This window comes from Sphingomonas sp. CFBP 13733 (assembly GCF_014841795.1).
Lineage (GTDB): Bacteria > Pseudomonadota > Alphaproteobacteria > Sphingomonadales > Sphingomonadaceae > Sphingomonas > Sphingomonas aerolata.
Genome location: NZ_JACYUP010000001.1, coordinates 938,609 through 965,001, shown reverse-complemented (window position 1 = coordinate 965,001; position 26,393 = coordinate 938,609). Strand labels below are relative to the sequence as shown.

The 26,393-nt window shown below is 68.0% G+C and carries 23 protein-coding genes; 10 read left to right on the top strand and 13 right to left on the bottom strand.

Translation table 11 applies throughout. The annotated features are described in order from the left end of the window. Positions 1–6: 6 nt before the first annotated feature. The 8 genes from IFT71_RS04085 to IFT71_RS04050 form a co-directional block, all read right to left on the bottom strand. Positions 7–1,539: an MFS transporter gene (locus IFT71_RS04085; RefSeq protein ID WP_192139184.1), complete on the bottom strand. Its 1,533-nt coding sequence runs from the start codon at positions 1,537–1,539 to the stop codon at positions 7–9. Continuing rightward, complete coding sequence (locus IFT71_RS04080; RefSeq protein WP_192139183.1) at positions 1,536–2,975, bottom strand: efflux transporter outer membrane subunit; 1,440 nt, start codon at positions 2,973–2,975, stop codon at positions 1,536–1,538. Before IFT71_RS04080 ends, IFT71_RS04085 begins: the two co-directional genes overlap by 4 nt. Next, the gene (locus IFT71_RS04075; protein ID WP_192139182.1) at positions 2,975–3,877 is read right to left on the bottom strand and encodes an efflux RND transporter periplasmic adaptor subunit; all 903 of its coding nucleotides are present in this window, start codon (positions 3,875–3,877) and stop codon (positions 2,975–2,977) included. Before IFT71_RS04075 ends, IFT71_RS04080 begins: the two co-directional genes overlap by 1 nt. Then, positions 3,874–4,080 carry a DUF1656 domain-containing protein gene (locus tag IFT71_RS04070; RefSeq protein WP_107932953.1) on the bottom strand — a complete coding sequence of 69 codons (207 nt, stop codon included), beginning with the start codon at positions 4,078–4,080 and terminating at the stop codon, positions 3,874–3,876. Before IFT71_RS04070 ends, IFT71_RS04075 begins: the two co-directional genes overlap by 4 nt. Next, the gene (locus IFT71_RS04065) at positions 4,077–6,131 is read right to left on the bottom strand and encodes an FUSC family protein (RefSeq protein ID WP_192139181.1); all 2,055 of its coding nucleotides are present in this window, start codon (positions 6,129–6,131) and stop codon (positions 4,077–4,079) included. Before IFT71_RS04065 ends, IFT71_RS04070 begins: the two co-directional genes overlap by 4 nt. Then, a complete protein-coding gene (locus IFT71_RS04060; RefSeq protein ID WP_192139180.1) occupies positions 6,128–6,580 on the bottom strand; it encodes a MarR family winged helix-turn-helix transcriptional regulator in 453 nt (150 codons plus the stop codon). Before IFT71_RS04060 ends, IFT71_RS04065 begins: the two co-directional genes overlap by 4 nt. Positions 6,581–6,693: 113 nt before the next feature. Next, positions 6,694–8,484, bottom strand: coding sequence for an IlvD/Edd family dehydratase (locus tag IFT71_RS04055; RefSeq protein ID WP_192139179.1), 1,791 nt, complete (start codon positions 8,482–8,484; stop codon positions 6,694–6,696). A gap of 31 nt (positions 8,485–8,515) precedes the next feature. After that, positions 8,516–9,661: an aldose epimerase family protein gene (locus tag IFT71_RS04050; protein ID WP_192139178.1), complete on the bottom strand. Its 1,146-nt coding sequence runs from the start codon at positions 9,659–9,661 to the stop codon at positions 8,516–8,518. A 135-nt stretch (positions 9,662–9,796) separates the two neighbouring features. On the opposite strand from IFT71_RS04050, the gene IFT71_RS04045 reads away from it, so the two are divergent. Further along, a complete protein-coding gene (locus tag IFT71_RS04045; protein ID WP_183935740.1) occupies positions 9,797–11,128 on the top strand; it encodes a sugar MFS transporter in 1,332 nt (443 codons plus the stop codon). A 25-nt stretch (positions 11,129–11,153) separates the two neighbouring features. On the opposite strand, the gene IFT71_RS04040 is transcribed toward IFT71_RS04045, so the two are convergent. Beyond that, positions 11,154–11,915, bottom strand: a complete 762-nt coding sequence (locus tag IFT71_RS04040; protein WP_056407587.1) for a FadR/GntR family transcriptional regulator — start codon at positions 11,913–11,915, stop codon at positions 11,154–11,156. A gap of 111 nt (positions 11,916–12,026) precedes the next feature. Here IFT71_RS04040 and IFT71_RS04035 point away from each other — a divergent pair, with 111 nt between their 5' ends. The 3 genes from IFT71_RS04035 to IFT71_RS04025 all read left to right on the top strand — a co-directional run bounded on the left by IFT71_RS04035 (position 12,027) and on the right by IFT71_RS04025 (position 15,569). Then, positions 12,027–13,580 carry an aldehyde dehydrogenase (NADP(+)) gene (locus IFT71_RS04035; RefSeq protein WP_166747840.1) on the top strand — a complete coding sequence of 518 codons (1,554 nt, stop codon included), beginning with the start codon at positions 12,027–12,029 and terminating at the stop codon, positions 13,578–13,580. A gap of 67 nt (positions 13,581–13,647) precedes the next feature. Then, positions 13,648–14,640 (top strand): AraD1 family protein, encoded by a 993-nt coding sequence (araD1, locus tag IFT71_RS04030; protein WP_192139177.1) that lies wholly within the window; start codon positions 13,648–13,650, stop codon positions 14,638–14,640. Between the two features lie 2 nt (positions 14,641–14,642). Then, complete coding sequence (locus tag IFT71_RS04025; protein ID WP_192070498.1) at positions 14,643–15,569, top strand: Gfo/Idh/MocA family protein; 927 nt, start codon at positions 14,643–14,645, stop codon at positions 15,567–15,569. Positions 15,570–15,611: 42 nt separating this feature from the next. Here the strand turns inward: IFT71_RS04025 and IFT71_RS04020 are convergent, their stop codons facing one another. Then, the gene (locus tag IFT71_RS04020) at positions 15,612–16,301 is read right to left on the bottom strand and encodes an OmpW/AlkL family protein (RefSeq protein ID WP_183935735.1); all 690 of its coding nucleotides are present in this window, start codon (positions 16,299–16,301) and stop codon (positions 15,612–15,614) included. Positions 16,302–16,427: 126 nt separating this feature from the next. On the opposite strand from IFT71_RS04020, the gene IFT71_RS04015 reads away from it, so the two are divergent. Then, a complete protein-coding gene (locus IFT71_RS04015; protein ID WP_192139176.1) occupies positions 16,428–17,747 on the top strand; it encodes a radical SAM protein in 1,320 nt (439 codons plus the stop codon). Then, the gene (locus IFT71_RS04010; protein ID WP_192139175.1) at positions 17,737–18,453 is read left to right on the top strand and encodes a Crp/Fnr family transcriptional regulator; all 717 of its coding nucleotides are present in this window, start codon (positions 17,737–17,739) and stop codon (positions 18,451–18,453) included. The genes IFT71_RS04015 and IFT71_RS04010 overlap by 11 nt, the downstream gene beginning before the upstream one ends. A 22-nt stretch (positions 18,454–18,475) precedes the next feature. Here the strand turns inward: IFT71_RS04010 and IFT71_RS04005 are convergent, their stop codons facing one another. Together IFT71_RS04005 and cydD are read right to left on the bottom strand one after the other, a co-directional pair. Continuing rightward, entirely contained in the window at positions 18,476–20,134 is a 1,659-nt protein-coding gene (locus IFT71_RS04005; protein WP_192139174.1) for an ATP-binding cassette domain-containing protein, read from the bottom strand. Next, the gene (cydD, locus tag IFT71_RS04000; RefSeq protein WP_192139173.1) at positions 20,131–21,852 is read right to left on the bottom strand and encodes a thiol reductant ABC exporter subunit CydD; all 1,722 of its coding nucleotides are present in this window, start codon (positions 21,850–21,852) and stop codon (positions 20,131–20,133) included. The genes IFT71_RS04005 and cydD overlap by 4 nt, the downstream gene beginning before the upstream one ends. Positions 21,853–21,970: 118 nt before the next feature. Here cydD and IFT71_RS03995 point away from each other — a divergent pair, with 118 nt between their 5' ends. From IFT71_RS03995 to IFT71_RS03980, 4 genes are all read left to right on the top strand, one after another. Continuing rightward, a complete protein-coding gene (locus tag IFT71_RS03995; RefSeq protein ID WP_192139172.1) occupies positions 21,971–23,572 on the top strand; it encodes a cytochrome ubiquinol oxidase subunit I in 1,602 nt (533 codons plus the stop codon). Positions 23,573–23,605: 33 nt separating this feature from the next. Beyond that, complete coding sequence (gene cydB, locus IFT71_RS03990) at positions 23,606–24,745, top strand: cytochrome d ubiquinol oxidase subunit II (RefSeq protein ID WP_192139171.1); 1,140 nt, start codon at positions 23,606–23,608, stop codon at positions 24,743–24,745. Between the two features lie 28 nt (positions 24,746–24,773). Beyond that, complete coding sequence (gene cydX, locus IFT71_RS03985) at positions 24,774–24,896, top strand: cytochrome bd-I oxidase subunit CydX (RefSeq protein WP_031440400.1); 123 nt, start codon at positions 24,774–24,776, stop codon at positions 24,894–24,896. A gap of 103 nt (positions 24,897–24,999) precedes the next feature. Then, positions 25,000–25,710, top strand: coding sequence for a Crp/Fnr family transcriptional regulator (locus tag IFT71_RS03980; protein ID WP_192139170.1), 711 nt, complete (start codon positions 25,000–25,002; stop codon positions 25,708–25,710). 27 nt (positions 25,711–25,737) lie between these two features. On the opposite strand, the gene IFT71_RS03975 is transcribed toward IFT71_RS03980, so the two are convergent. Next, complete coding sequence (locus IFT71_RS03975; protein ID WP_192139169.1) at positions 25,738–26,334, bottom strand: hypothetical protein; 597 nt, start codon at positions 26,332–26,334, stop codon at positions 25,738–25,740. Positions 26,335–26,393 lie beyond the last annotated feature (59 nt).

Below are 26,393 nucleotides of genomic sequence, written 5' to 3'. Positions count from 1 at the left end.
GAGGGGTTATCGACCCGCGGCCATCCCGGGCCGCGCAGGCGTCTGCCGGTGACCGCTGAGATCGGATCCGGCATCGACGGCAAAGCGGCGGTTCCAGATCGTCGCGGCCGCCGACACCGCCGTCACGACCAGGAAGGCGAGGGTGAAATCGGCGAGCACCGGGCGTGTCGTGCCCGATCCGAGCATGCCGACATGCAACGCGGCCGCGCCGACGCAGATGCCGAGCGAGAGCATGAGCTGCTGGAACGTCGCGTAGAAGCTGGTCGCGCTGCTCATCCGTGACGATGGAATCTCGTCATAGGCGATCGTGTTGTAGGCGGAGAACTGGAACGACATGAAGAAGCCGGAGAGCATCAGGACGCCAAAGATGACGGGGATGGGCCAGTCGGGGCGGAACAGCCCGCACACCGCATAGCCGCCGCTCGAACACAGGCCGCCGACGATCAGGCTGTTGCGGAATCCGAACCGTCGCAGCACGCGGGGGGCGAGGCTCTTCATCATCAGCGAACCGATCGCCCCGGCGATCGTGATGGCGCCGCTCGCCGCCGCGGTCATGCCGAAGCCGAGCTGGAGCATCATCGGCAACAGGAACGGTTGCGCGCCTTGCGTGATCCGCGTCAGCGATCCGCCGATCACCGACAGGCGGAAGGTCGGGATCCGCATCAGCGACAGGTCGAGGATCGGATCGCTGCGGCGTCTGGCGTGGCGGATATAGGCGACGCCTGCGACCAGGCCGACCGCGATGAGCCCGACGGCCTGCGCCAATTCGCCCGTGCGGCTGGTCATCTCGAACCCGAACAACAAGCAGCCGAGCGACACGCCCGACAGGATGAAGCCGGGGACGTCGAACCGTGCCGGCCGATCCTCGCGCACATCACCGATATAGCGGGTGACGAGCACCACGCCGAGCATGCCGATCGGGATGTTGAGGTAGAAGATCCAGCGCCAGTCCAGATAGGTGACGATCGCGCCCCCGACCGGCGGCCCGAGGATCGGACCGATCAGCGCGGGCATGATCAGCCACGACATGGCCTGCACCATGTCTTCCTTGGCCACGCTGCGAAGCAGGACGAGACGCCCGATCGGGATCATCATCGCGCCGCCCAGACCCTGCAGGAACCGCGCGCCCATCATGAACGACAGGCTGGTCGCCCGACCGCACAGGATCGAACCACCGACGAAGATCAGGATCGCGGCCCGGAACACGGTGCGCGATCCGAACCGGTCGGCGAGCCGCCCGCTCGCCGGGATGAAGATCGCCAGCGCCAGCAGATAGGAGGTGAGTGCCGATCCCATGCTCGTCGCGGGAACGCCGAAATCGCGCGCCATGGTCGGCAACGCCGTCGCGAGCACGGTGGAATCCATCTGCTCCATGAACAGCGCGCAGGCGATGATCAGTGCGGTGACGCGGTAGTCGCTCGGCGTGTGCGCGGGCGCTCCGGCGTCGCGCGGGACCCGCGCGATCGCGTCGGCGGCCGGGACGATGCCGTCGCGGACTTCGCTGTTGATCGCGGCGAGCCCCCGCCGGCGAAGCCTCATGCCTGCCACCCGCCGCCCAAGGCCCTGAAGACATCGACCTGACGATCGATCAACAACGCGTCGGACGCGGCGAGGTTGGCCTGGGCCGTGGTCAGCGCCGCCTGCGCGGTCAGCAGCGACAGGAAATCGGTTCGGCCAAAGCGATAAAGCGTGCCCGCCTGGCCGGCGGCGGTCGCGGCGCTCGCCTGCGCCCGCGACAGCGCGGCGTTGCGGTCGCCTTCGCGCGCATAGGCGGACAGCGCGGTCTCGGTCTCGCGCAACGCCTCCAGCGTCGTCGAATCGAACTGCGCCAGTGCCTGATCCGCCGAAGCGCCGGCCTGCGCGATCCGTGCACGGACGACCGGGCGGTTCGGAAAGCTCCAGCTGATGAGCGGGCCGAGCCCCAGGTGAAACGCGCTGGTGGATCCGAGCGTCGAGACCGGCCCGGTGAACCCAGCGGATCCCCCCAGGCTGACCTGCGGATACAGGTCGGCGGTGGCGATGCCGATCCGCGCGGTCGCTGCGGCCAGTGCGCGTTCGGCCTGACGGATATCGGGCCGGCGGCGGATCAGCGCGGCGCCGTCGCCGATCGGCAGCGGCCGGGTGAGTGCGGGGGGCTTTGCGCAGGTCGCGATCTCGGCGGGATAGGCGGCGGGGGCGCGCCCCATCAGCGTCGCCAGCCGGTAGAGCGCGGCGGTGCGCGTCGCGACCTGTGACGGGATCAACGCCTCGCTCTGGTCGACCGCGGTCCTTGCACGCGTGACGTCGAACGCCGTGCCGCGCCCGCCACGCTGCAGCCGGCGCGTGACGTTGAGCGTCTGGCGCTGGAGGGCAAGTACGCGGCTGTTGGCGGCGAGCACCATGTTCGCCGTGCACACCGCGGCATAGCTGCGCGCGGTTTCGGCAGCGACGGTCACGCGGACGTCGTCGCGCGCGGCGGCGACCGCCTGCGCATCGCCCTGCGCGGCTTCGATCGCGCGCCGAACGCGCCCCGACAGGTCGAGCGGGTAGGCGAGGGTGATGCCGAGATTGGCGTCAAGCGTTCCGGGCAGGTTGCCGCGGCTCGCATAGGGCCGGTCGATCGACGTACCGCCGCCGATCGTGGTCGACAGCGTCCGCCCGGCGGCAACCTCCGCAACCACCGCGTCGGCACGGCGGAGATTGGCATCGGCCGCGCGCAGATCGGTGTTCGCAGCCAGTGCCTCCGCGACGAACGCGTCGAGGCGGGGATCGCCATAGAGTTGCCACCAGCGATCGGGGAGGGGGGCATCGACGAACGCGGCCTCGTGACCGCTGTCGAACGCGCCCTGCGCGGCGGGCATCGCGGCGACGGCGCGGTCGGGGCGCGCATAGTCCGGGCCGGCGGTGGTGCAGGCGACGAGGCCGAGCGCGAGGATACTCGTGGCGAGACCGCGGCGGGTGGGGGAACGGCTGATTGGCGAGAGACGCGTGCGCATTACGCCGGCGCTCCCGACTGAAGTTTGGGTTCCACCGTCACTGTCGCCGTCCGCCCGACGATAAGCGGGACACCCTTCGGCACCTGCACGAGCTTCACACGCACGGGGATGCGCTGTGCGAGGCGGACCCAGTTGAACGTCGGATTCACATTGGGCAGCAGGTTGGTCGTGTTCGTCCGTTCGCTGTCATTGATGCCCGCCGCGATACTGTCGACGCGGCCGTGCAACGCCTGCGCTTCGCCCATCAGATGCACGGTTACCGGGTCGCCGAGATGGATGCTGCCGAGCTTGGTTTCCTCGAAATAGCCCTCGACGCGAAGCGAGTCCGTGTCGATCAGCGCCATCGCCTGCGCGCCCGTCGCAATATAGTCGCCGGGGTGCAGGTCGAGATTGGTGACGATGCCGTGCACGGTCGCCCGCACCGTCGTCCGCGCGAGGTTCAGCGCCGCGGTCGATCGCGCGCTCCGGGCCTGCGCGAGCGTCGCCGAGGCGGTGGCGACGCGCGCGACATTCTGTTCGTGCGCTTCCTTGGCGACCAGATCGCCTAGCGCGAGGTCGCGTTGCGCCTCGCGCCGTGCCTGCAGCAGGGTGGCGCGCGCGCTGGCGATCGAGGCATCCGACTGGGCGAGCGTCAGTTCGAAACGCGGACGATCGACCACGAACAGCACGTCGCCGGGCTTGACCATCTGGTTGTCCCGCACCGCGACGCGCGTGACGAGACCCGCGACATCGGGCGTGACGCGAACGATGTCGGCCCGGATATGCCCGTCGCGCGTCCACGGATCGCTCTCATAGCGCTTCCACAGCCACAGCGCGACGACCACCGCGAGCGCGACGATGACCAAGGTGACGGCGGAACGGCCGAGCGGGGCCAGCAGGGACTTGAGACGGGGCGAGGTCATGCGGAAGGTCCGGTGAGCAGGGCAAGCAGCCCGAGGATGAGGATGAACAGCGCCAGGTCGACCAGCGGACGATAGGTCACTGCGCGGTACACCCCGGCAAAGGCGAGCAGGCGGGTGGTGACGCCCGTGAGCACGACCGCGGCGACCGCGAGCAGGAGGAGGGTCGGCAGATAGACACCGCCGATCGAGATCTCGCCGGTCATGCGGGCATCTCCGGTGAGCCCGCATAGGCGGGGGCGGAGGGAAAGAGGTTGCGGCGCAGCGAGGTGAGCGCGAGCACGCTCGTGCGGTGTCGCTCGGGCATGCTCGACGCGAAGCCGGCCAGCGCCCGGTCGATCCCCGCGAGCAGATCGGGTTCGGGGGGCGCAGGCTGGTTGGGGCGTAGTGCGCGGTAATGCGCGCCGACCCCGCGCAGCACCGGCGTGATCATCGCCGCCTCGTCGACCGGACCGTCGATGCGGAGCTGGCGGAGTTCGCCGACCGCCACACCGACGCGCAGGTCGGTCAGCGCATCGAGCAGCGGCTTGCCGGGATCCTCGCCCTGCAGCGCCAGCCGCGGTGCGAGCAGGCCAATCCGGTCGAGCATCCGCGCGATCCAGCCCGCCGTATCGGGCCGGTCGGTCGAATCCGCGCGCGTCGCCAGTTCGCGCCAGCCGGCGCGGAGCAACCGCCGCGCGCTGGTCTGCGCCCCGATCGTCTGGAACAGGCCGACCGTGACGACCGCGAACAACGTCCCGATCAATTGCGCGATCGCGCCGTTCATAAACTGGTCGAACCCGCCGCCGAACCGGTCGTTCAGCCCGACCGTGTTGAGTCCGCCGAGCAGTGCACCGAGCGTGACGAGCAAGGTTGCCGGCCGCGCGAGGAACATTCCCCCGATCAGCATCGGCGGGGCGAGCACCGCGGCGAGCGTCACGAAGTCGGTCACGCGCGGCAGGATCGCAAACGCATAGACGGCCGACACGACCAGGCCGAGGATCGTGCCATAGAAGAACGCCTTGATCGCCGGCGCCGGGTTGTCGCTGTTGCCGAACAAGGCGCAGCACACTCCCGCAATCAGCACCGCGCCCGCACCGTCGGTCCATGCGGTCCCGATCCAGAAGGCGCAGCCCAGCAGGATCGTCATCACCGTGCCCGCGGCCGCGCGCAGCGCGATGCCGCGATCGCGGTGGAGCGGTCTGCGGGCGGAGCGTGCGAGCAGCCGCGCGACGGCGGGGGTGACGGGCGCGCGCGACGGCGATCGCATCTGATCGCGCAGGTCGCGCACGTTGCGATGCGCCTCGACCAGTTCCCCGAGCCGCGCCACCAGGCTTAGCCGCAACGCGTCACGCCAGATCAGCCCGCTGCCGGGCGCGGGTTCGAGCGCGCGGGCCCGGGCGATCAGCTCATCGGCGTGCGCGCCGCGCTCCGATGCCGAAGAGGGATCGCGCAGCCATTCGCGAACGTCCTCGATCAGCGCAAGCGCCTCGGGGCGCGGCACGTCGGCGCCCCGCTTGAGTTCGACAATCCGGTCGTCGATCGCACTCGCGAGCGGCAACAGCATCGACAGCTCCGCCTGGAGTGCGCGCAACGTCCGGACGCGCGGGAGCAGCCGTGCGGTGTCGAACGGCAGATGGATGGAAAGCTGGTGCAGCTCGTTGATGTCCAGTGCCAGCCGCCGCCGGTCGCGGTCGAGCGCGGCATCGCTTTCCCCCGCAAGCGAATCGCGCGACCAGCGTTCCGCGTCGGCGAGGATCGCGTCGATCCGGCCGAGCAGCACGGCGGTGACGGTCTGCGGGAAGACGAGGCCGTGGATCAGACTGCCGCACAGGATACCGATTGTGATCTCCTGCACCCGCAGCGCAGCGATGGTGAAGACCGCGCCCGGCGCCGCAACCGACGGAAACCCGATGATGCTGGCGGTATAGCCCGCGAGCAGGAACACATAGGCCCGCGGCGTCCGGTCGAGCAGCGAGATGTAGAGGCACAGCCCGAGCCACAGCGCGAGGCCTAGCGACAGGAGTTCGGGCGCGTTGACGAGGTTCGGCACGAGCACGACCGCGGCAATCGCGCCGAGCACGGTGCCCGCGACCCGGAACACTGCCTTCGACAACACCGCGCCGGCCAGCGGCTGCGCGACGATATAGGACGTCGTCACCGCCCAATAGGGCCGGGTCAGACCGATCCGTAGCGCGATGTAATAAGCGAGGATCGCGGCGACGAAGCATTTGACCGAGAAGAGCGCCTCTTTCCCCCCGAACCGGGACAGCGTCATCGTCCGCGATCTGCCACAAACCGCGCGCCAAGCCGTTCCGCAACGCGTAGCGCGGTGGCCAGATCGTCGTCCGGCACACCCTCGAGCATCGCATGGCGTAGCGTCGCGAACTTGGCCTCAATCGTGGTGACGAGCTTTCGCCCGTGCGGCGTCAGGCGGATCCGACTGACCCGCGCATCGGCGGGATCGCGGTGGCGCTCGACAAGCCCGGCGGCGGTCATCTGATCGATCGAGCGCACCAGCGATGCCTGTGTCACGTCGAGTTCACAGGCGAGATCGATCTGCCGCACATCGTCGCCCAGCCGTCCGACCTGAACGAGGGCCCAGCCGGTCGATGCCGACACCCCCATGTCGCGAAGCGCATGGTCGGCCGCCTGCCGCCAGCTGCGCGCGAGCGGCAGGAGGGTGCGGGCGTAGGAGGATTCGAGCACGGCACGGGGGGAAGTCATTAGCGTGCTAAGTAATCATGTCAGCCCATGCTGCAATGCAAAATAGTAAGTTATGCAACGAATTTGTTCGCGCCCGCCGGGCCGCGCGGCGTGCGCGGCCCGGCGGTTCGGACCTAGTGGTTGTCGCGCGGCAGGCCCATCGTCTGGGCGATGCGCTGGTATTTCTCGGCACCTTCGAGGATGGCACCGGTTTCCATCTGGCCGACGGTGGCGCGCTGGATTTCCTGCCACGGCGTCTGCGAGCGCGGGAAGGCGTATCCGCCCGCCGCAGTCAGCGTGCGGCGCCGCTCGGTTAGCTCCTCAACGGAGATCAGGACATCGGCGCTGCCCTTGCCGAGATCGATGCGAACCCGGTCGCCGGTGCGGATCAGCGCGAGGCCGCCCATTGCCGCCGCCTCGGGGCTGGCGTTAAGGATCGACGGCGAGCCCGACGTGCCCGACTGGCGACCGTCGCCGATGCAGGGAAGCGCATGGACGCCCTCGCGGATCAGATAGGCGGGCGGACGCATGTTGACGACTTCGGCGGCACCCGGATAACCGATCGGGCCGGCACCGCGCATGAACAGCAGCGTATCGGTGGTGATGCCGAGCGACGGATCGTCAATCCGGTGATGATAGTCCTCGGGGCCGTCGAACACGACCGCGGGGCCCTCGAACGCCTCGGGATCGTCCGGATTGCTGAGATAGCGTTCGCGGAATTCCGGCGAGATGACGCTCGTCTTCATGATCGCGCTATCGAACAAATTGCCACGCAGGACGATGAAGCCGGCATCCTCCAGCAGCGGCGTCGCGAACGGGCGGATGACGCGCTCGTCCTCGATCGTCGCGGTGCGGCAATTGTCGCCGATGCTCTTGCCGTTGGCGGTCATCGCGTCTTCGTGGATCAGGCCCTGCTTCATCAGCTCGGCGACCACCGCTGGCACCCCGCCGGCATGGTAATAATCCTCGCCGAGATACTCGCCGGCGGGCTGAAGGTTGACCATCAGCGGCACCTTGTGACCGTGCGTCTGCCAGTCGTCGATCGGCAGATCGACGCCGATGTGGCGCGCGATCGCGGCGAGGTGGATCGGCGCGTTGGTCGACCCGCCGATCGCCGAATTAACGACGATCGCGTTGTGGAACGCCTCCTTGGTCAGGATGTCGCTGGGCTTCAGGTCTTCGGCGACCATGTCGACGATGCGCTTGCCGGTCTTGTAGGCGACCTCCTGGCGGTCACGATACGGCGCGGGGATCGCGGCCGAGCCGGGCAGCTGCATGCCGAGCGCCTCGGCGAGCGAATTCATCGTCGTCGCGGTGCCCATCGTGTTGCAATAGCCGGTCGAGGGCGCCGACGAGGCGACGAGCTTGATGAAACCTTCATCGTCGATCGCGCCGGTCGCGAGCAGCTCGCGCGCCTTCCACACGATCGTGCCCGAGCCGGTTCGCTCACCCTTGTGCCAGCCGTTGAGCATCGGCCCGACCGACAGCGCGATCGCGGGAATATTGACCGTGGCCGCCGCCATCAGGCAGGCGGGCGTCGTCTTGTCGCAACCAATCGTCAGCACGACGCCGTCGAGCGGATAGCCGTAAAGTACCTCGACCAGCGCCAGATAGGCGAGGTTGCGGTCGAGCCCCGCGGTCGGGCGCTTGCCGGTCTCCTGGATCGGGTGGACCGGGAATTCGAGCGCGATCCCGCCCGCCTCGCGAATGCCTTCGCGCAGGCGTTCGGCGAGCACGAGGTGATGGCGATTGCAGGGGCTGAGGTCGCTGCCGGTCTGCGCGATGCCGATGATCGGCTTGCCCGAACGCAGTTCTTCCAGGCTCAATCCGAAGTTCAGATAGCGCTCCAGATAGAGCGCGGTCATGTCGATATTCTCGGGATTGTCGAACCACGCGCGGCTGCGGAGTTTGGGCAAGTCGGTCATGAGAGGCTTTCCGGGGTAAGCAGGTCGAATATCAGCGAGCGACAGAGACGCGGTAGATCATGGCGTGATGATAGGGCTTGCCCGGATCGACGCGCGCGGAGACGAAATTCGGCTTGTTCGGTGCGTCCGGAAATTTCTGCGGTTCCAGCGCGATACCGTCGCCCATCCGGTAAAGATGGCCGTGCTTGCCGATGAACGTCCCGTCAAGAAAATTGCCGGTGTAGAATTGCACGCCGGGCTCGGTCGACAGGACTTCGAGCACGCGTCCCGAGGCAGGATCCTCGAGCCGCGCGGCCAGCTCGGGCTTGGCGGTGACGCCCTTGTCGAGCGCGAAGTTGTGGTCGTAGCCGTGGCCGTAGCGGATCTGCTGGTCACGGCCGTCGCGAAGCCCTTCGCCGACGATCCGGCCGTTGCGGAAGTCGAACACGGTCCCCTGGACGGGCTGCAGCGCGCCGGTCGGAATCAGCTTGTCGTCGACGGGCGTGATCGCCTTGGCGGGGATCGTCAGTCTGTGGCCGTTCGCGCCCATCGCCGATCCCTCGCCACCAAGATCGAAGATCGCGTGATTGGTCATGTTGACGATCGTCGGCTTGTCGGTCCTGGCATCATAGGCGATGCCGAGATTGCCCGCTTCGTCGAGCGTGTAGGTGACGGTGACGTCGAGGTTGCCCGGATAGCCGGACTCGCCATCCGCGCTGCGGTGGCCGAGCACGAGCGTCGCGGTCGGGCCGTCCTTGATCGACAGGACTTTCCACGCGACCTTGTCGAAACCATTGCCGCCGCCGTGCAGCGAATTGACCTTGTCGTTGAGCGGAAGCTGATAGGCCTTGCCGTCGAGCGTGAAGCGGCCGCCGGCGATGCGGTTGGCGAAGCGCCCGACCGTCACGCCGAAGAAATTGGGATGGTCGACATAGGAGGCGAGGTCGTCATAGCCGAGCACGACGTCGGCGACCTTGCCGGCCCGGTCGGGCGCCATCAGCGATTGCAGCGTCGCGCCGTAGGACAGGATGCGCGCCGAGACGCCGTGCGCGTTGCTGAGCGTAATCGCCTCGATCGCCGTACCGTCGCGCAGCGTACCCGCGGGGGTGCGCCTGGCATCGGCCGCGTTCGCCGCTGGCGTTGCCAGAGCGGCTAAGAGAGTTGCCAAGATGATCCCCGTTTTTCCGATTCCGCTCATTCCGGTTCCTATCCTGATCCTCTGACGCCGTTGACGCGCCTTATGGGGGTATATAGTCGGACAATATATTTCTGAGCAAGCCATGCGGGAAAAGACTGATGCTCAGTCGCCGACATGGCACGGAGGATGATGACTATGGCGATGCCGATACAGACGCACGGGACGATCGCAGGCGCTGCACCGGGGGCAGGGGGCAGCGCGGAGGGGCCGAGTTACCGATCCGCGCTGACCTTGCTGGCCAGCCTGTTCTTCATGTGGGGCTTCATCACGGTCATCAACAACACGCTGCTGCCGCATCTGCGCAGTGTGTTCGACCTCAGCTACACACAGACCACGCTGATCGAGAGCGTCTGGTTCATCGCCTATTTCTTCGCGTCGATCCCGTCCGCCAAGCTGATCGAGCGCGTCGGCTATCAGCGCGCGATGGTGTTCGGGCTCGGCTTGATGGCCGCGGGCGCATTGATGATGGTGCCCGCCGCGCGGCTGCCGTCTTATGGCGTGACGCTGTTCGCACTGTTCGTGATCGCCAGCGGCATCACGCTGCTTCAGGTCGCGGCGAACCCCTATGTCGCGGTCGTTGGCCCGCCCGAGACCGCCTCGTCACGGCTCAACCTGGTCCAGGCATTCAATTCGGCGGGTGCGACGCTCGCGCCCTTGTTCGGCGGCTATCTGATCCTCGGCCGCTCGACCTCGGGTACGGCGGTCGCCGGATCCACCGCGGTACTGACCCCCGCCGAGCGGCTTGCCGACGCGCAGTCGGTCGTGCTGCCCTATCTCATCGTCGCGGGCGTGCTGGTCGTGCTCGCGGTCGTCATCGCACGCTTCCCGCTGCCGGCAATGGGGGCGGCGACGCAGCGTTCGGCAAAGGCCGATCGCAAGGGCCTGTCGCTCTGGTCGCATCGCAACCTCGTGCTCGGCATCCCGGCAATCTTCATCTATCTGATCGCCGAGATCGGCGTCGCCAACCTGTTCATCAATTTCGTCAGCCAGCCGCAGATCGGCAATCTGACGCACGAGCAGGCCTCGCACTATCTGTTCATCCTGTGGGGCGGGATGATGGTCGGGCGGCTGGTCGGCAGCGTCATCATGCGCAGCGTTCCGGCGGAGCACGTCCTGGCGCTGGCCAGCATCGGCGCGTTCGTCGTGATGCTGGTCGCCACCTTCACCACCGGGCATGTCGCGATGTGGGCGCTGATCTCGGTCGGGCTGTTCCATTCGATCATGTTCCCGACGATCTTCACGCTCGGCATCCGCGGGCTAGGACCGCTGACGGAAGAGGGGTCGGGGCTGCTGATCATGGCGATCGCGGGTGGTGCGCTGGTGATCGTGCAGGGCTGGCTTGCGGACCGTTATGGCCTGCAGATCTCGTTCCTGCTGACCGCGGCGTGTGAACTCTACATCCTGTTCTACGCGCTCTGGGGATCGCGCGTGACGCATGCGCTGCCGGAGCCGGTCGCGGTCGGATGATCCGGATATCGGCGATGCGGCGCGTTCAGCGCTGCATCGCTGCCTTCGTATCTTCCAGTGCCAGGTCGACCAGCGTGCGCATCGCGGCACTTGCCGCCGCGGCATCGCCGGCTGCGATCGCGTCATAGACCAGCACATGATCGGGGATCGGGTTGCGGGGCAGCGCGCGGGCGCGTTGCTTGTACTGCGTGGTCCAGTTGACCGCTGCGCCGATGCTGGCGCTCAGCACGATCAGCGCGTCGTTCCGCGTCGCGGTCAGCACGGCGTCATGGAATTCGCGATCCGCCGCGCGGCCCGCCTCGGTCGCGAGCGTGTGGCGACGCATCGCGGTGAGCGCGTCCTTCATGATCTTCAGATCGGCGCGGTCGCGGCGCTCGGCCGCCAGCGCGGCGGCGGCCGGTTCGACGATTGCGCGCAGTTCGAACAGGTCGCGCACGAACATGATGTCGGGCTCGGCCGCGAATGCCCAGGCGAGCACGTCGGGATCGAGCAGGTTCCAACGGCTGCGGGGCAGGACGCGTGTGCCGATCTTGGGCCGGCTCTCGACCAGCCCCTTGGCGGTCAGCACCTGCACCGCCTCGCGGTACGCGCTTCGCGACACATCGAGCGTCTTCGAGAAATCGACTTCCCCGGCCAGCGTGTCGCCGGGCGCATATTCGCCCGACAGGATCGCGGTGCCCAGCTTGTGCGCCACCGCGCCGTGAAGGCGGCGGCCGGTCCCCCGGGGGCTGCGTGCTGTTCCGGCGTCGGTCACAATCTCCTGTGGATCGTCGTCGTTGATCGTCATAGCGCCTGCTCCATCATCACGGCGTAACAGTCCGCGTGCCATCAAGGAACGCCAAAAGATTGCTAAATCGGGCCATTGCGCATAAGTCTGAGTATAAGGGAGCTACTATCCATGACTGATATCCAGACGGCCAAGACGGCCGGCAACGACGCGTTCCGTTCGATCGACGCGGCGACGGGGCTCGCGACCGGCGAGGCCTTTGCGGTCCACGGCGCTGATGACGTTGCGACGGCCTGTGCTGCCGCCGACGCGGCTTTCGATTCGTATCGCGCGACCGACAATGCAGCTCGCGCGGACTTTCTCGAACGGATCGGCGAAGAGATCGTCGCGCTTGGTGACACGCTGATCGTCACCGCGATGCGCGAGAGCGGCTTGCCGCGCGCGCGGCTCGAGGGCGAGCGGGGTCGTACCGTCGGCCAGCTGAAGCTGTTTGCCGGCGTCGTGCGCCGCGGCGGCTGGATGGGTGTCCGGATCGACCCGGCGCTGCCCGACCGCGCACCCTTGCCCCGTCCCGACCTGCGCCTGCGGATGATCCCGCTCGGCCCGGTCGCGGTGTTCGGCGCGAGCAATTTCCCGCTCGCCTTCTCGACCGCGGGTGGTGATACCGCCTCCGCGCTCGCTGCGGGCTGCCCCGTCGTCGTCAAGGGACATCCGGCGCACCCCGCGACCGGCGCGATGGTCGCTGGCGCGATCGAGGCGGCGGTTGCTGCCTGCGGCCTGCCAAAGGGTGTGTTCTCGCATCTGGTCGGCCCCGGCAACGATCTGGGCAGCACGCTGGTCCAGGATCCGCGGATCGCTGCGGTCGGCTTCACCGGGTCGCGCGCTGGCGGCCTGGCACTCGTCAAGCTGGCGCAGGCGCGCGACGTGCCGATCCCGGTCTATGCCGAGATGTCGAGCATCAATCCCGTCGTGCTGCTGCCCGAGGCGCTGAAAGCGCGCGGCGCGGCGCTGGGTACGGCCTTCGTCGGGTCGCTGACGATGGGCGCGGGGCAGTTCTGCACCAATCCCGGTCTAGTCCTCGCCATCGAGGGCGACGGGCTCGATGCGTTTGTCGCAGCGGCAGCCACTGCGCTTCCCGACGCACCGGCGGCGACCATGCTCACCGGCGGCATCCATGCCGCGTACCAGAAGGGCGTCGAGGCTCTCGCGGGCCATGACGCGGTCAAGACGATCGCACAGGGCAAGGTCGGCGAAGGTGTCGCACAGGGGCAGGCGGCGTTCTTCGAAACCACCGCCGCGCAGTTCCTGAGCGACGCGGCGCTGGGGCATGAGGTGTTCGGGGCGTCGTCGCTGCTGGTCCGCTGCGCAGACGAGAACGAGCTCCATGCCGTGCTGCGCGCCGCGGAAGGTCAGCTGACCGCGACGATCCAGATGGACGCGGGCGATGCCGGGATGGCGTCGCGTCTGATCCCGCTGCTCGAGCGCAAGGCGGGGCGGATCCTGGCCAATGGCTGGCCGACGGGCGTCGAGGTCGCGCATGCGATGGTCCATGGCGGACCGTTCCCGGCGACGTCGGACGGTCGCACCACCTCGGTCGGCAGCCTGGCAATCGACCGCTTCCTGCGGCCGGTATCCTACCAGAACCTGCTGCCGGAATTGCTGCCCGCCTGCGTGCGTGACGACACGGACGCGCCGCGGCTGATGGACGGCGTCGTCGCCGGCTGACCCGCCAATTCCCTGCATGATGACGTCCGGGCGAACCGTAACAGCGGCACCCGGAAAGGAGAGGATGATGAGCTTGCGCCTGTTGCAGCATGTTGGCGTCGACGGCACGCGATCGGTGATCGCGGCCACCAGCGCCGGGGCGGCGTTCGTTCCCGGCATGGACAGCGTTCGCGCGCTCGCCGAACGGGCGATCGCGGAGGGTCTCGATCTTGCCGCGACGGTCGCGGCCTGCGGTACGGGCACCAGTGTCGACATCGCGGCCGAACTGGCTGCCGGTCGGCTGATGTCGCCGATCGATCATGTCGACCCGGCGCATGTCGTCATGACGGGTACCGGGCTGACGCATCTCGGCTCGGCCGAGGGACGCGACAAGATGCACCGTGCCGCGGCGGATGCCGAGAAGCAGACCGATTCGATGCGGATGTTCCTGGAAGGGGTCGAGCGCGGCAAGCCGGGGCCGGGGGAGCGCGGCCAGCAGCCCGAATGGTTCTACAAGGGCGACGGTTCGGGGCTCGTCGCGCCGGGTGCCGCGCTGGAGATGCCCGATTTTGCCGAGGATGGCGGCGAGGAGCCCGAGCTTGCCGGGATCTACCTGATCGGGGCTGACGGCACGCCATTCCGGCTCGGCCTGTGTCTGGCCAACGAGTTCAGCGATCATGTGACCGAGCGGCACAATTATCTGTGGCTCGCGCATTCCAAGCTGCGCCAGGCGTCGCTGGGCCCGGAGCTGCTGGTCGGCACGCTGCCCGAGCATGTCGAGGGAATGAGCCGGATTCACCGCGACGGCGCCGTCCTGTGGGAGAAGCCGTTCCTGTCGGGCGAGGCGAACATGTCGCACAGCATCGCCAATCTCGAGGCGCATCATTTCAAATATGACCTGTTCCGCCGCCCGGGCGACATTCATGTCCATTTCTTCGGCACCGCGACGCTGTCGTTCGCCGAGGGCGTGACGACGCGTGAAGGCGACGTATTCGAAATCGAGGCTGCGCCCTTCACGCTCCCGCTGCGCAACACGCTGACCAGGGCCGCGCCGCGGTCGGTCTCGGTAAAGGCGCTCTGAGCATGGCAGCCATTCGCATCGCCGTCGTCGGCATGGGCAAGATCGCGCGCGACCAGCATCTCCCGTCGATCGCCGGCAACGCCGAATTCGAGCTCGTCGCCAGCGTCAGCCCGCGGGATCCGGGCGTCGAGGGCGTCGCCAACTTCAGGTCGCTCGAGGCGCTGCTCACCGACGGTCCGGCGATCGACGCGATCGCGCTCTGCACGCCGCCGCAGGTGCGCTATTCGCTCGCCACGATGGCGCTCGCCAAGCGGCTGCACGTGTTCCTTGAAAAGCCGCCGGGCGCGACACTCGCCGAGGTCGATGCGCTCGAGGCTCAGGCCGCACGGACCGGCGCGACGCTGTTCGCCGGCTGGCATTCGCGGTTCGCGGCGGGTGTCGCACCCGCCAAGGCCTGGCTTGCCGACCGTCGCATCGACCGCGTGTCGATCGTCTGGCGCGAAGACGTCCGCGTCTGGCATCCTGGCCAGGCGTGGATCTGGGAGCCGGGCGGGCTTGGCGTGTTCGATCCTGGCATCAATGCCTTGTCGATCGCGACGGAGATCCTGCCCGAGCCGTTCTTCCTCGCGTCCGCGACGCTGTCGACACCGGCCAATCGTGCCGCGCCGATCGCCGCCGATCTCGCCTTCCGCAGTGCGTCGGGCACGCCGATCACGATGGATCTCGACTGGCGTCAGACCGGCCCGCAAAGCTGGGACATCGTCGTCGACACCGACGCCGGTACGCTCCGTCTCGCCAGAGGGGGCGCGGTGCTCACACTGCCCGAGGGCAGCAGCGAGCATGACGATGCCGAATATGCCGGGCTCTACGCGCGTTTCGCCGCCCTGGTCCGCGACGGGCGCAGCGAGGTCGACACGACCCCCTTCACGCTCGTCGCCGACGCGTTCCTGCGCGGCACCCGCGTCTCGGTCGCGGCGTTCGACGACTAGGACCGCGGGCGCGATGGCCCGCGGTCCTGCTCGGCCGTGGGGTTAAAGCCTCAGGCCGAGACCGACGCCGAAGACGAGCGGATCGAGATTGATCTTCACGGTCTGCGTACCGATTGCCGTCGTGCGCAGGCGGGCGCTCGTGTCTATGTCGATATATTTGACGTCGAGATTAAGAAAAACCTTCGGCGTGATGTCGACATCGACTCCGGCCTGCGCCGCCCAGCCGAAGCTGTCCTTCATACGTACCCGCGTCCGTCCGACCGCCTTTTCGAGACCCGCCGAGGCATCCTCGTTCCAGAACATCGTGTAGTTCAGTCCGGCTCCAACATAGGGGCGGATCGAGCCGCGTGGGTTGAGGTGATATTGCGCGGTCAGCGTCGGGGGCAGCACCCAGGTCGAGGCCAGCTTGCCGATCGATCCGGTCGTCCCGCTACGCCCGCTGGCGCTGTGCTTGGTCGTCGCGGCGATCAGTTCGAAGCCGATCTGGTCGGTGGCCATATAGGTGACGTCGACCTCGGGCATCGCGCTGTTGTCGACGCTGACGCGCTCGCCGGGGAAGGTCGGGAGGATCCCGCCCGAGCGTTCGTTCGGGGCGACGAGGATCGCGCGCAGGCGGACGAGCACGTCGCCGGCCTTGATACCGGTGCGCGGTGCCGGGTCCTGCGCCATGGCCGGCGTGGCGATGCCGAGGCCGGCGGCGGCTAGAACTACGCCGATGGAAAGATGCTTCATTGCCCGACTCCTGATTGGGATGCGTTCGGGCTAGGCGTGCGGCGAGGCGGGGGCGTTGATCACGGCCAAACGCGGATTTGATGCCGATCAAAGACCAGTCGAAGGGGACATCGCACCCATCGTCGCATGTGGACCTATCACCCCGAACTGCTCGCGACATCCGTGCCGCGCTACACCAGCTATCCGACCGCTGCCGAATTCGGCAACGATGTCGGCCCGGCCGACATGGAGGAGGCGCTGGGGGGCATGGTGCCGGGGACGGTCGTTTCGCTGTATCTGCACATCCCCTATTGCCGGGACATATGCTGGTATTGCGGATGCAACACGGGGGCGGCGAACCGCGCCGCGCGGCTCGCCACCTATGTCGAACGGCTCGAACGCGAGATCGCACTCGTTGGGCAGCGGGTGACTGGCGTCCGCGTGGGACGGATCGCGTTCGGCGGCGGCAGTCCGAGCGCGATTCCGCCGGCGGCGTTTCTCCGGCTCGTCGAAAGCGTCAGGACGGCGTTCGACTGCACCGATGCGATACTATCGGTCGAGGTCGATCCGCGTGGCTTCGACCGCGACTGGGCGGGGGCGATCGGGCGAGCAGGGGTGTCGCGGGTCAGCCTCGGCGTCCAGACGCTCGACCCGCAGGTCCAGGCGGCGATCGGGCGTGTGCAGCCGTCGGAGGATATTCGTCGCACGACCGCGCTTTTGCGCGATGCCGGTGTCGGGTCGATCAATTTCGATCTCATGTATGGCCTGCCGCAACAGTCCGAGCAAAGCCTGCGCGCCAGCATCGTCGAGAGCATCGCGATGGCCCCCGAGCGGCTCGCGGTGTTCGGCTATGCGCACGTCCCGCACCTCGTACCGCGCCAGAGACGTATCGTCGCGGACGGGCTGGCCGGGACGGCGGAGCGCTTTGCGCAGGCGGCCCTCGCGCATCGCATGCTGGTCGATGCCGGCTATGATCCGGTCGGGTTCGACCATTTCGCCCGACCGGGCGATGCGCTCGCGCAGGTGGCGGCGAGCGGCGGCCTGCGCCGCAACTTCCAGGGATTTACCGAAGACCCGGCGGAGATCCTGATCGGTCTTGGCGCCAGCGCGATCAGCGACTTTCCCGACCGCATCCTGCAGACCGAGAAGAATACGGGGCGCTACGGCATGCGGATCGATGCCGGAACCCTGGCAACCTGTCGCGGGCTGCGGCGCAGCCCCGAAGACAGGCTGCGCGGCCGGGCGATCGAGACGATCCTGACCCGGGGCACGGCAGACCTGACCTCGCTGGATGGCGCGGCCGATATTCGCATGCGGCTGACGCCGTTCGAACGGTACGGGCTGATCGCCTGGGAGGGGAGCGTGCTCCGCCTGAGCGAAGACGCGCTTCCCTATGCGCGCGTCATTGCGAGCAGGCTGGACGCCTACCGGCAGACCGCGTCGGCACGGTTCAGCCATGCGGTCTAGCGCGACGGGCGGGGCGATCGTGACGCTGCCGCCTCGCTGTGCCGCCTGCAGCGTGCGCAACGATGCGCTGTGTGCGACGCTCGAAGACGCGGGCCTGGTCGCGCTGCACGGGATCGGCCGGCGGCGAACGATGCCGGCAGGGCAGGTACTGGTCTGGAGCGGGGATCCGAACGCGATCTGTGCCACCGTCGTGTCGGGGGTGCTGAAGGCGATGCGCGCGGGGCCGGAGGGTCGCGACCACATTGTCGGCTTCGCCTTTGCCGGAGATTTCGTCGGCGACCTGTTTGCCGACACCGCGAACGAGACGATCCGGGTGATCACCGATGCGGAGCTGTGCGTGTACCCGCGCGCGGCGCTGCAAAAAATGCTCGACGCGCATCCGGCGATGGAACGCCTGTTGCTGCACCGCGCGCTCGGTGCGCTCGACGATGCGCGGATGTGGATGCTGATGCTGGGACGCAAGGCCGCAGGCGCACGGATCGCAACGTTCCTGCTGGAAATGGCACGGCGGATGGGTCAGCCGGGCCCGGCCCGCTTCGACCTGCCGATGAGCCGGTCGGAGGTCGGCGCGTTGCTGGGGATGACGATCGAGACCGTCAGCCGGCAGATGACATCCTTGAAACGCCGTGGGGTCGTCGCCCTGCCGGGCGGGCGCGGCGTCATCATCCTCGATCGGGCGCTGCTCGCGCGGGCCGCAGCAGGCTGAGTGACAGCCTCCGGAGCCGCTGCTAGGCGGCGCTGCGCCGGTCCGATCCCACCTGTGTCAGGTCGAAACGCCGGGGGCAGAGGGCGACGAGCGCCGGGCGGTGGCTCACGAGGATCAGCCCCTGTCCGGTCGTGTCGAGGCGCTGCGCCAGTCGGACCGCGAGCAGCTTTTCGGTCGTGCGGTCCAGCCCCTCGCTCGGCTCGTCGAGCACGAGCCACGGCGCGAGCGAGCAATAGGCACGCGCAACCGCGAGACGGCGGCGCTCCCCGCCCGACAGGCGTGCGCCGTTTTCACCGACCCACGCGTCGAGTCCGTGATCGAGCGCGCGAACCCGATCGTCGAGCACCGCGTCGTGCAGCGCCCGCCACAGGGTCGCATCGTCGGCATCGGGGTTGGCCAGCATCAGATTGTCGCGCACCGTACCCGACAGCAGCGCGGCATCCTGTGGTGCCCAGGCGAAGCTGCGTCGCGATATCTCTGACGGGATCAGGCCGATATCGAGCCCGTCCAGCCAGATCTCGCCAGGCGCGCTTGGCCGCAACGACAGCAGCCGTTCGACGAGCGTCGTCTTGCCGATCCCCGAGGGGCCGGTCAGCGCGACCCGATCGCCCCGCCGCCCGTGACACGTCCCCGCCGACAGGACGAACTGCAGTGCGCTACGGCTAGGACGGGTCGTGTCCAGCAAGTCGCGCGGAGATGCATTCTGCGGGTAAGTCTCTGTGCTTTCAAGGGTTTCCAGAATATCGTCGAGCCGGTCGCGTGCCGCGCGCATGCGACCTCGCTCGATCATCGCGCGCAACACCGGCGTTCCCGCGTCGATCGTCATCGCCGCTGCCAGCGCCGCCAGTGCAGCCCGTGGCGCCCCCGATCCCGCCGACAGGATCGCGGCGATGGCGGCGGCGATACCGACGGCCGTCGCATGCAGCAGGTCCAGCCATCCGGCAGCTTCTGTCTGCGCACGCTGCGCGGCGGCGAGCGCACGGCTTCGATCGTCGACCTGCGCAGCGGCCCAGGGCTCGAGCCCGAAGCATCGCAGTTCGGGGGCGGCGTTGGCAAGGCCCGCGAACGTCTCGCGCAGTGCCCCGGCAGCATATTGCACCGCCTGGCCGAGCGGCGCGCTACGACGGGCAAGCCGGTCGGCAACGATCAGGAGCACCGCCATGCAGCACGCGGTGGCGATCGAGGCTGCGACGCTGCCGAGCGATACGAGCCCGAGCCCCGCGATCAGCGCGGCGGCGACGCCCCAGGGGGCGGACTGGCGTACAAACTGCATTTCCATCGCATCGACGTCGCCGATCAGCCGGGCGGTCGCCTCGCCCGTCCCGAAGGCCAGCGCGGTACCAGCGGGCTGTGCTGCGAGCGCGCGGAAGATGGCCGGGCGTATCCGCGCGAGCGCGCCGAACGCCGCCTCGTGGCTGGCGAGGCGCTCGCCGTAGCGTGCGCCGGTCCGCAGGATGGCGAGAAGCCGGATTTCCGCGCTCGGCAACATGTAGTTGAACGCGAGCGCTGCCGCCGGGCCCGCCAGACCGGCGATCGCGGCGGCGGTGATGAACCAGCCCGACAGCCCGAGCAGCAGGACCGACGCTGCCGCGACGATTGCGGCGAGCAGCGCGGCGCGTGCGAGAAGCGGGCGCTGCGCATGTCGCTCCTGCGCGAGCAACCTGTCGAGTGGACCGGTCACGCGGGGTCTCCAAGCCGAACCACATGATCGGCGATGCCGGCCAGGCGGTCGCTATGCGTCGCGATCAGCGTCGTCCGGCCGCGACAGGCGGCCGCGATCGTCGTGACCAGCGCAATCTCCGACAGCGCATCAAGATGTGCCGTCGGTTCGTCGAGCAGCAGGATCGGCGCGGGCTTGAGCATGGCGCGCGCCAGGGCAAGCCGCCGCCGTTCGCCACCGCACAGGCCGCCGCCGCGCGCATCGAGCCGCGTGTCGAGACCGGCCGCCATCCGACCGCCGCCGCGTGCCATCAGCATCGGCCGAAGACCGGCCTGCACCACCGCGCGGTCGATCGCATCGTCGGTGGCATCGGGGCAGGCAAGGCGCAGGTTTTCGCGGATCGTGCCGGCGATGATTAACGGATGCTGGCCAGCCCAGGATGCGCGCGGCGCGAGCGAACCGCCGGGTGGGATTCGCTGGCCGTCGATCACGACATCGCCCGCTACCAGCGGGGCCAGGCCGAGCAGCAGGTGCAGCGCGCTGGTCTTGCCGCTGCCCGATGGTCCGGTCAGCACGACGATGCGGCCCGGCGGGACATCGAACGACAGGTCGGACACGGCGTCCTGTTCCGCGTCGGGATAGCGGATCGCGACCGACCTGAACGCCAGTGCGGGCAGAGCGGGCAGATCGGGGCGCAGAGCGCGTGGTGTCGGTGGCAGCGACGCCGGCATGGGAGAGACGGGCGCGGGCAGGGCGATCAGGCGATCCGCCGCCGTCTCGGCCGCCTGCTTGTCGTGATAGGCGGCGGCGAGACGTCGCATCGGTGCGTAGAATTCGGGCGCGAGTGCCAGCACGAAGAAGGCACGGCCGAGATCGAGTTGCTCGGGCACCGGGAAGGGCAGGAGGTGGAGCAGGTTGAACCCGCAATAGACCGCGACCAGCGCGACCGAGAGTGCGGCGAAGAACTCCAGCGCCCCCGAGGACAGGAAGGCGACGCGCAGCACGCCCATCGTCCGCGCCGCCAGTTCGTCCGCTGCGACCCCCAGTGCGCGCGCCTCGCGGTCCTCGGCGCCGAACGCAAGGACGACCGGCAGCGCCCGCACCCGGTCCGCGAACCGCCCGGTCAGCCGGGCCAGCGCAGTGAACTGGCGCCGGGATTTGTCTGCGGCCGCGCCCCCCGCAAGTGCCATCGCGACGATGAACGGTATGAGCGTCACGACCAGGATGCCCGCGGCGACGGGGCTGGCCAATGCGGTCGCAAGCAGGATCAGGAAGGGTGCGATGGCGCCCGCTTTGCGCGCGGGCAGGAAACGCGCGATATAACCGTCGAGCGCGTCCACCTCGTCTACCACCGCGGCCATCAGGACACCCGTGGTCGTCGGCGCACCGGGGTCGCGGTGCAGCGCCGACGCGACGATCCGGCGACGCAGCGTCACCTTGGCGTTCTCGGCCTGGCGGGCGCCCCTGCGCGTCGCCAGCATGACGACGAGACCGCGAAGGCCGCCGGACAGGACGACGAGCGCGACCCAGGGCAGGACCGCGGCGGCACCGGCCGGAACCGCGACGATCGCCCCCGCCAGGCCGCCGGCAAAGCCGATTGCGGTAACGCTGTCGAGCATGAGCCACGCCGCCGCCGCATCGCCGCGGCGACCGCCCTGGGCGATGGTCTTGAGCCACTGGCGACGCGCGCGGGGCGTCGGGTCGGTGGATGCGAGGTCGCTCGAAGATAGTGCCGTCATGGACAGGCTTGTCGCGTATTGCCGTTCGTCTGGTCTTTGACCGCGGTCAATGTTCTGACCGGCCGCGCCACTTACGCCCCGACCAAACCGGCATGTTCGCCGGGGGGGAGACCGTTCCATGGACCTCGGGGTCATCGACCTGTCGCGGCTGCAGTTTGCGCTCACCGCGCTCTATCATTTTCTCTTCGTGCCGCTGACGCTGGGCCTGTCGATGATGCTCGTCATCATGGAATCGGTCTATGTCATGACGAACCGGCCGATCTGGCGCGTGATCACGCGCTTCTGGGGGCGGATCTTCGCGATCAACTTCGTGCTGGGGGTGGCTACGGGGCTGACGATGGAATTCCAGTTCGGTACGAACTGGTCGTATTTCTCGCATTATGTCGGGGACATATTCGGCGCGCCGCTCGCGATCGAGGGGCTGATGGCGTTCTTCCTCGAAGCGACGTTCGTCGGCATCATGTTCTTCGGCTGGGGGCGGCTATCGAAGCTCGGGCATCTGCTCGTCACGGCCATGGTGGCGCTCGGCACCAACCTGTCCGCGCTGTGGATCCTGATCGCGAACGGCTGGATGCAGAATCCGGTCGGCGCAAAGTTCAATCCGGAAACGATGCGGATGGAGGTCACCGATTTCGGCGCCGTCCTGTTCAACCCGATCGCGCAGGCCAAGTTCGTCCACACCGTCAGCGCGGGCTATGTCTGCGCGGCGGTAATCGTGCTGGGCATCAGCGCCTTCTGGTTGCTCAATGACCGCTACAAGGGCGTGGCACGGCGATCGATGACGGTGGCGGCAGCCTTTGGCCTGGCCGCATCGCTGTCGGTCGTCGTGCTGGGTGACGAGAGCGGCTATGCCCTGACCGACAACCAGAAGATGAAGCTCGCCGCGATCGAGGCGGCCTGGCACACGGCACCGGCGCCGGCCGGTCTGACGCTGTTCGGCGTACCCGACGTCGCCGCCCGTGAAACCCGGTACGAGGTTCAGATCCCCTGGGTCCTCGGACTGATCGCGACGCGCAGCCTCGACGGCACCGTCACCGGCATGTCCGAACTGGTGCTCAAGGCGCAGGAGCGGATCACGTCGGGCGTGGTCGCCTATGACGCGGTCGAACGGCTGAAGACCGACCCTGCCAATGTCGTGCAGCGCGCGCGGTTCGAGGCGCACAAGCGCGATCTGGGCTATGCCCTGTTGCTCAAGCGGCATGTCGCGGATCCGCGCACTGCCAGCCCCTCGCTGATCGCCACGACGGCGTGGGACGTGGTGCCGAACGTGCCGCTGATGTTCTGGAGCTTCCGGATCATGGCCGCGATCGGGGTCCTGATGATCGCGCTGTTCGGGGCGGCGTTCGTCCTGACGTCGCTCCGCCTGCACACGCAGACGCGGTGGTTCCTCAAACTTGCGGTGCTCGCGATCCCCTTGCCCTGGATCGCGATCGAGCTGGGCTGGATGCTCGCCGAGATTGGCCGCCAGCCCTGGGCGATCGAGGGCGTTCTGCCGACCTTCCTCGCCGCATCCTCGCTGACGCGCGGCGTGCTGTGGACGACGATCATCGGTTTCACCGCCATCTACGGGACGCTCGCGGTCATCGAGGTCCGTCTGATCCTCGCGACGATCCGCAAGGGGCCGTTCGAGCATGACGAGGATGCCTATCCGGTTCCCGATGCCGGATCGGCAGGGCGCGGCGCCACGCGCCCCGTTGCTGCTGATCCGATCCCCGCCTGACCCCTTTTCGCCTGATCCGAAAGGCACGATCCGATGTTCGACTATGAGACGCTGCGCATATTGTGGTGGGGGCTGATGGGGGTGTTGCTCATCGCCTTTGCCCTGACCGACGGGTTCGACCTCGGGGTCGCCACGCTTCTGCCGTTCGTCGCACGGACCGATTCCGAGCGCCGGATGGTGATCAACTCGGTCGGTCCGACCTGGGAGGGGAACCAGGTCTGGTTCATCCTGGGTGGCGGCGCGATCTTTGCCGCCTGGCCGTTCGTCTACGCGGTCAGCTTTTCCGGCTTCTACCTCGCGATGTTCCTCGTGCTCGCGGCGCTGATCCTGCGACCGGTCGGGTTCAAGTACCGGTCGAAGCGGCCGGATCCGCGGTGGCGGTCCGGGTGGGACTGGGCGCTGTTCGTCGGGGGTGTCGTGCCGGCGCTCGTCTTCGGGGTCGCGGTCGGCAATGTCCTGTCGGGGGCGCCGTTCCGGCTGGACAGCGATCTGCGCGCTTTTTTCGACGGCAGTTTCCTCGGGCTGTTCACGCTCTTCACACTGATCTGCGGCCTGTTGTCGGTCGCGATGCTGGTCCTGCACGGCAGCGCATGGCTGGCGATCAAGGTCGAGCATGGCCCGGTCCATGACCGCGCGACGCGGTTCGGGACGTTGGCCGCGATCCTGTCGCTGGTCCTGTTCGCGGCCGGCTGGGCGTTCGTCGCCTGGACCGATATCGGGTTCCGCATCGTCGGGACCATCGATGCGGCGGGGCCATCCAATCCGCTGCGCACGACGAGCGAAATCGCCGCGGGCGCGTGGCTGGCGAACTATGCACTCCATCCCTGGATGATGATTGCCCCGCTGCTGGGATTCGGCGGCGCGGTGGTCGCGCTGATTGGCATACGCCGACGGATCGAGAGTGCGGCATTTGCGGGATCCTCGGCATCGGCGGTAGGGATCATCGCGACCGTCGGGCTGTCGATGTTTCCCTACATCCTGCCGTCCAGCATCGACGCGCATTCGAGCCTGACGGTCTGGAATGCGTCATCGTCCGAAAAGACACTCGGGATCATGCTGTTCGTCACCGCCGTCTTCCTGCCGATCGTCCTCGCCTACACCGCATGGGCCTTCAAGCTGATGTGGGGCCGGGTCACCGCGCACGAGGTCGCGACCAATCCCGATTTCTACTGATCACTCCGTGCGGCAAGGACGATAGATAATGTGGTATTTCAGTTGGGTATTGGGTCTCGGCCTTGCGCTGGGCTTCGGAGTGCTGAACGGCATGTGGCATGAATTCTCGTTGCCGGCCGATGACGAGATCGACGTACCGGACATGCCGTAGACAGTGACGGGCAACATATCCTGCCCGGCCCGTCCGGCGATATTGACCAGTCGGCGCCGAATTGATGCGGTCAATTCGGCGACCGGGCGCTATATCTGCCGTCATGCTTGCTGCAACCATCTGCGTCGACTGTGCAGTTCGCGATCAGTCGCTCTGCGGAAGCCTGACCAATAGCGAACTGCATGCGCTCAATACCCTGGGTCGGCGGCGGATCGTGCGGCGTGGCGAGACGCTGATCTGGGCGGGCGAGGACAATATCCTGTGCGCCAACCTGCTGTCGGGCGTGCTCAAGCTCGTCGCATCGAGCGGTGACGGTCGCGAGCAGATCGTCGGGCTCCTATACCCCGCCGATTTTGTCGGGCAGCCCTATCCCGGGCAGGCCGATTTCAGCGTGTCGGCGCTGACCGACGCGGAAGTGTGCATCTTTCCGCGCGCATCGTTCGATCGCGTCCTGACCGATCATGCGCGGATGGAGCGGCTATTGCTGCAGCGGACGCTTGCCGCGCTCGACGAGGCGCGGTCGCGCATGCTGACGCTCGCGCGCAAGTCGGCGAGCGAGAAGGTCGCGGGGTTTCTCGTCGATATGGCGACCCGTGCCGCGGCGACCGGTTGCAGGGGAACGCCCAGCGGTCCGGTCACGTTCGACCTCCCGCTTTCGCGGGGTCAGATCGCGGACATATTGGGTTTGACGATCGAAACCGTCAGCCGGCAGATGACGCAGCTGAAGACCCGCGGCGTCATCGGCTTGCCCGGCGGACGAGCCATCACCATCGTCGACCGCGACGCTCTCGCGGCGCGCGCCGATCCGGCATAGCGACTCGGGAGCGACAGCTGGCTGCGCTCAGGGTGAAGTGCTACGCGCCAGGCTGTCGGTCAGCCGCATACTGGCGGCGCGCGTGAGGCGGGCATGCCCCAGGGTCAGGATCGCCAGTTCGGTGAAGTCGGTGGCACGCCGGCAGCCGTCGAAGAAGCATCGCAGCATATAGCCGAGCATGTCGGGCGCGAATCGGTCGGCTTCGATCGAACGCGGATCGAGTGCGACGATGAGATCCTGTGCGTAGACGGCGTCGGTCGCGCGGTGTGCGGCGACATGATCGAGCAACACGCCGATCAGCGGCTGTGACGGGGTTCGCCGGAACAGCGTGTCGAGCGTCGGCTCGAGGCCATCGTCGTGCCGTTCGGTCACCAAGGCCAGTCGCGCACAAATCCAGTCCGCATCGCGTGCCGAGGGTCTGACGGGCAAGCAGTCTGCGCAATGTTCGAGGATGCTGCACAGGCTTCGTAGATCGGCATGCGCGGACAACAGGTCCGCAAGATCGTCGTCGCGGATGACATGCCAGTGACGACACGCTGGAACCGGGGACGACTCGCCGTCGCGCGATGCCCGATCGACGCGCTGCGCCTTGCCGTCCTGCTTCGTGCCGTGCCCGTCCGTCATGCCGGCTCCTCCGGTCATCGCTCTGCCCGTCATGGCGAACCGTGGCATTGATCGTCGTC

What these genes read in the sequence shown, in the direction of transcription:
- IFT71_RS04085 (WP_192139184.1), bottom strand. Translation starts at nt 1,539, where the DNA reads ATGAGGCTTCGCCGGCGGGGGCTCGCCGCGATCAACAGCGAAGTCCGC.
- IFT71_RS04080 (WP_192139183.1), bottom strand. Translation starts at nt 2,975, where the DNA reads ATGCGCACGCGTCTCTCGCCAATCAGCCGTTCCCCCACCCGCCGCGGT.
- IFT71_RS04075 (WP_192139182.1), bottom strand. Translation starts at nt 3,877, where the DNA reads ATGACCTCGCCCCGTCTCAAGTCCCTGCTGGCCCCGCTCGGCCGTTCC.
- IFT71_RS04070 (WP_107932953.1), bottom strand. Translation starts at nt 4,080, where the DNA reads ATGACCGGCGAGATCTCGATCGGCGGTGTCTATCTGCCGACCCTCCTC.
- IFT71_RS04065 (WP_192139181.1), bottom strand. Translation starts at nt 6,131, where the DNA reads ATGACGCTGTCCCGGTTCGGGGGGAAAGAGGCGCTCTTCTCGGTCAAA.
- IFT71_RS04060 (WP_192139180.1), bottom strand. Translation starts at nt 6,580, where the DNA reads ATGACTTCCCCCCGTGCCGTGCTCGAATCCTCCTACGCCCGCACCCTC.
- IFT71_RS04055 (WP_192139179.1), bottom strand. Translation starts at nt 8,484, where the DNA reads ATGACCGACTTGCCCAAACTCCGCAGCCGCGCGTGGTTCGACAATCCC.
- IFT71_RS04050 (WP_192139178.1), bottom strand. Translation starts at nt 9,661, where the DNA reads ATGAGCGGAATCGGAAAAACGGGGATCATCTTGGCAACTCTCTTAGCC.
- IFT71_RS04045 (WP_183935740.1), top strand. Translation starts at nt 9,797, where the DNA reads ATGGCGATGCCGATACAGACGCACGGGACGATCGCAGGCGCTGCACCG.
- IFT71_RS04040 (WP_056407587.1), bottom strand. Translation starts at nt 11,915, where the DNA reads ATGACGATCAACGACGACGATCCACAGGAGATTGTGACCGACGCCGGA.
- IFT71_RS04035 (WP_166747840.1), top strand. Translation starts at nt 12,027, where the DNA reads ATGACTGATATCCAGACGGCCAAGACGGCCGGCAACGACGCGTTCCGT.
- araD1 (WP_192139177.1), top strand. Translation starts at nt 13,648, where the DNA reads ATGAGCTTGCGCCTGTTGCAGCATGTTGGCGTCGACGGCACGCGATCG.
- IFT71_RS04025 (WP_192070498.1), top strand. Translation starts at nt 14,643, where the DNA reads ATGGCAGCCATTCGCATCGCCGTCGTCGGCATGGGCAAGATCGCGCGC.
- IFT71_RS04020 (WP_183935735.1), bottom strand. Translation starts at nt 16,301, where the DNA reads ATGAAGCATCTTTCCATCGGCGTAGTTCTAGCCGCCGCCGGCCTCGGC.
- IFT71_RS04015 (WP_192139176.1), top strand. Translation starts at nt 16,428, where the DNA reads ATGTGGACCTATCACCCCGAACTGCTCGCGACATCCGTGCCGCGCTAC.
- IFT71_RS04010 (WP_192139175.1), top strand. Translation starts at nt 17,737, where the DNA reads ATGCGGTCTAGCGCGACGGGCGGGGCGATCGTGACGCTGCCGCCTCGC.
- cydD (WP_192139173.1), bottom strand. Translation starts at nt 21,852, where the DNA reads ATGACGGCACTATCTTCGAGCGACCTCGCATCCACCGACCCGACGCCC.
- IFT71_RS03995 (WP_192139172.1), top strand. Translation starts at nt 21,971, where the DNA reads ATGGACCTCGGGGTCATCGACCTGTCGCGGCTGCAGTTTGCGCTCACC.
- cydB (WP_192139171.1), top strand. Translation starts at nt 23,606, where the DNA reads ATGTTCGACTATGAGACGCTGCGCATATTGTGGTGGGGGCTGATGGGG.
- cydX (WP_031440400.1), top strand. Translation starts at nt 24,774, where the DNA reads ATGTGGTATTTCAGTTGGGTATTGGGTCTCGGCCTTGCGCTGGGCTTC.
- IFT71_RS03980 (WP_192139170.1), top strand. Translation starts at nt 25,000, where the DNA reads ATGCTTGCTGCAACCATCTGCGTCGACTGTGCAGTTCGCGATCAGTCG.
- IFT71_RS03975 (WP_192139169.1), bottom strand. Translation starts at nt 26,334, where the DNA reads ATGACGGACGGGCACGGCACGAAGCAGGACGGCAAGGCGCAGCGCGTC.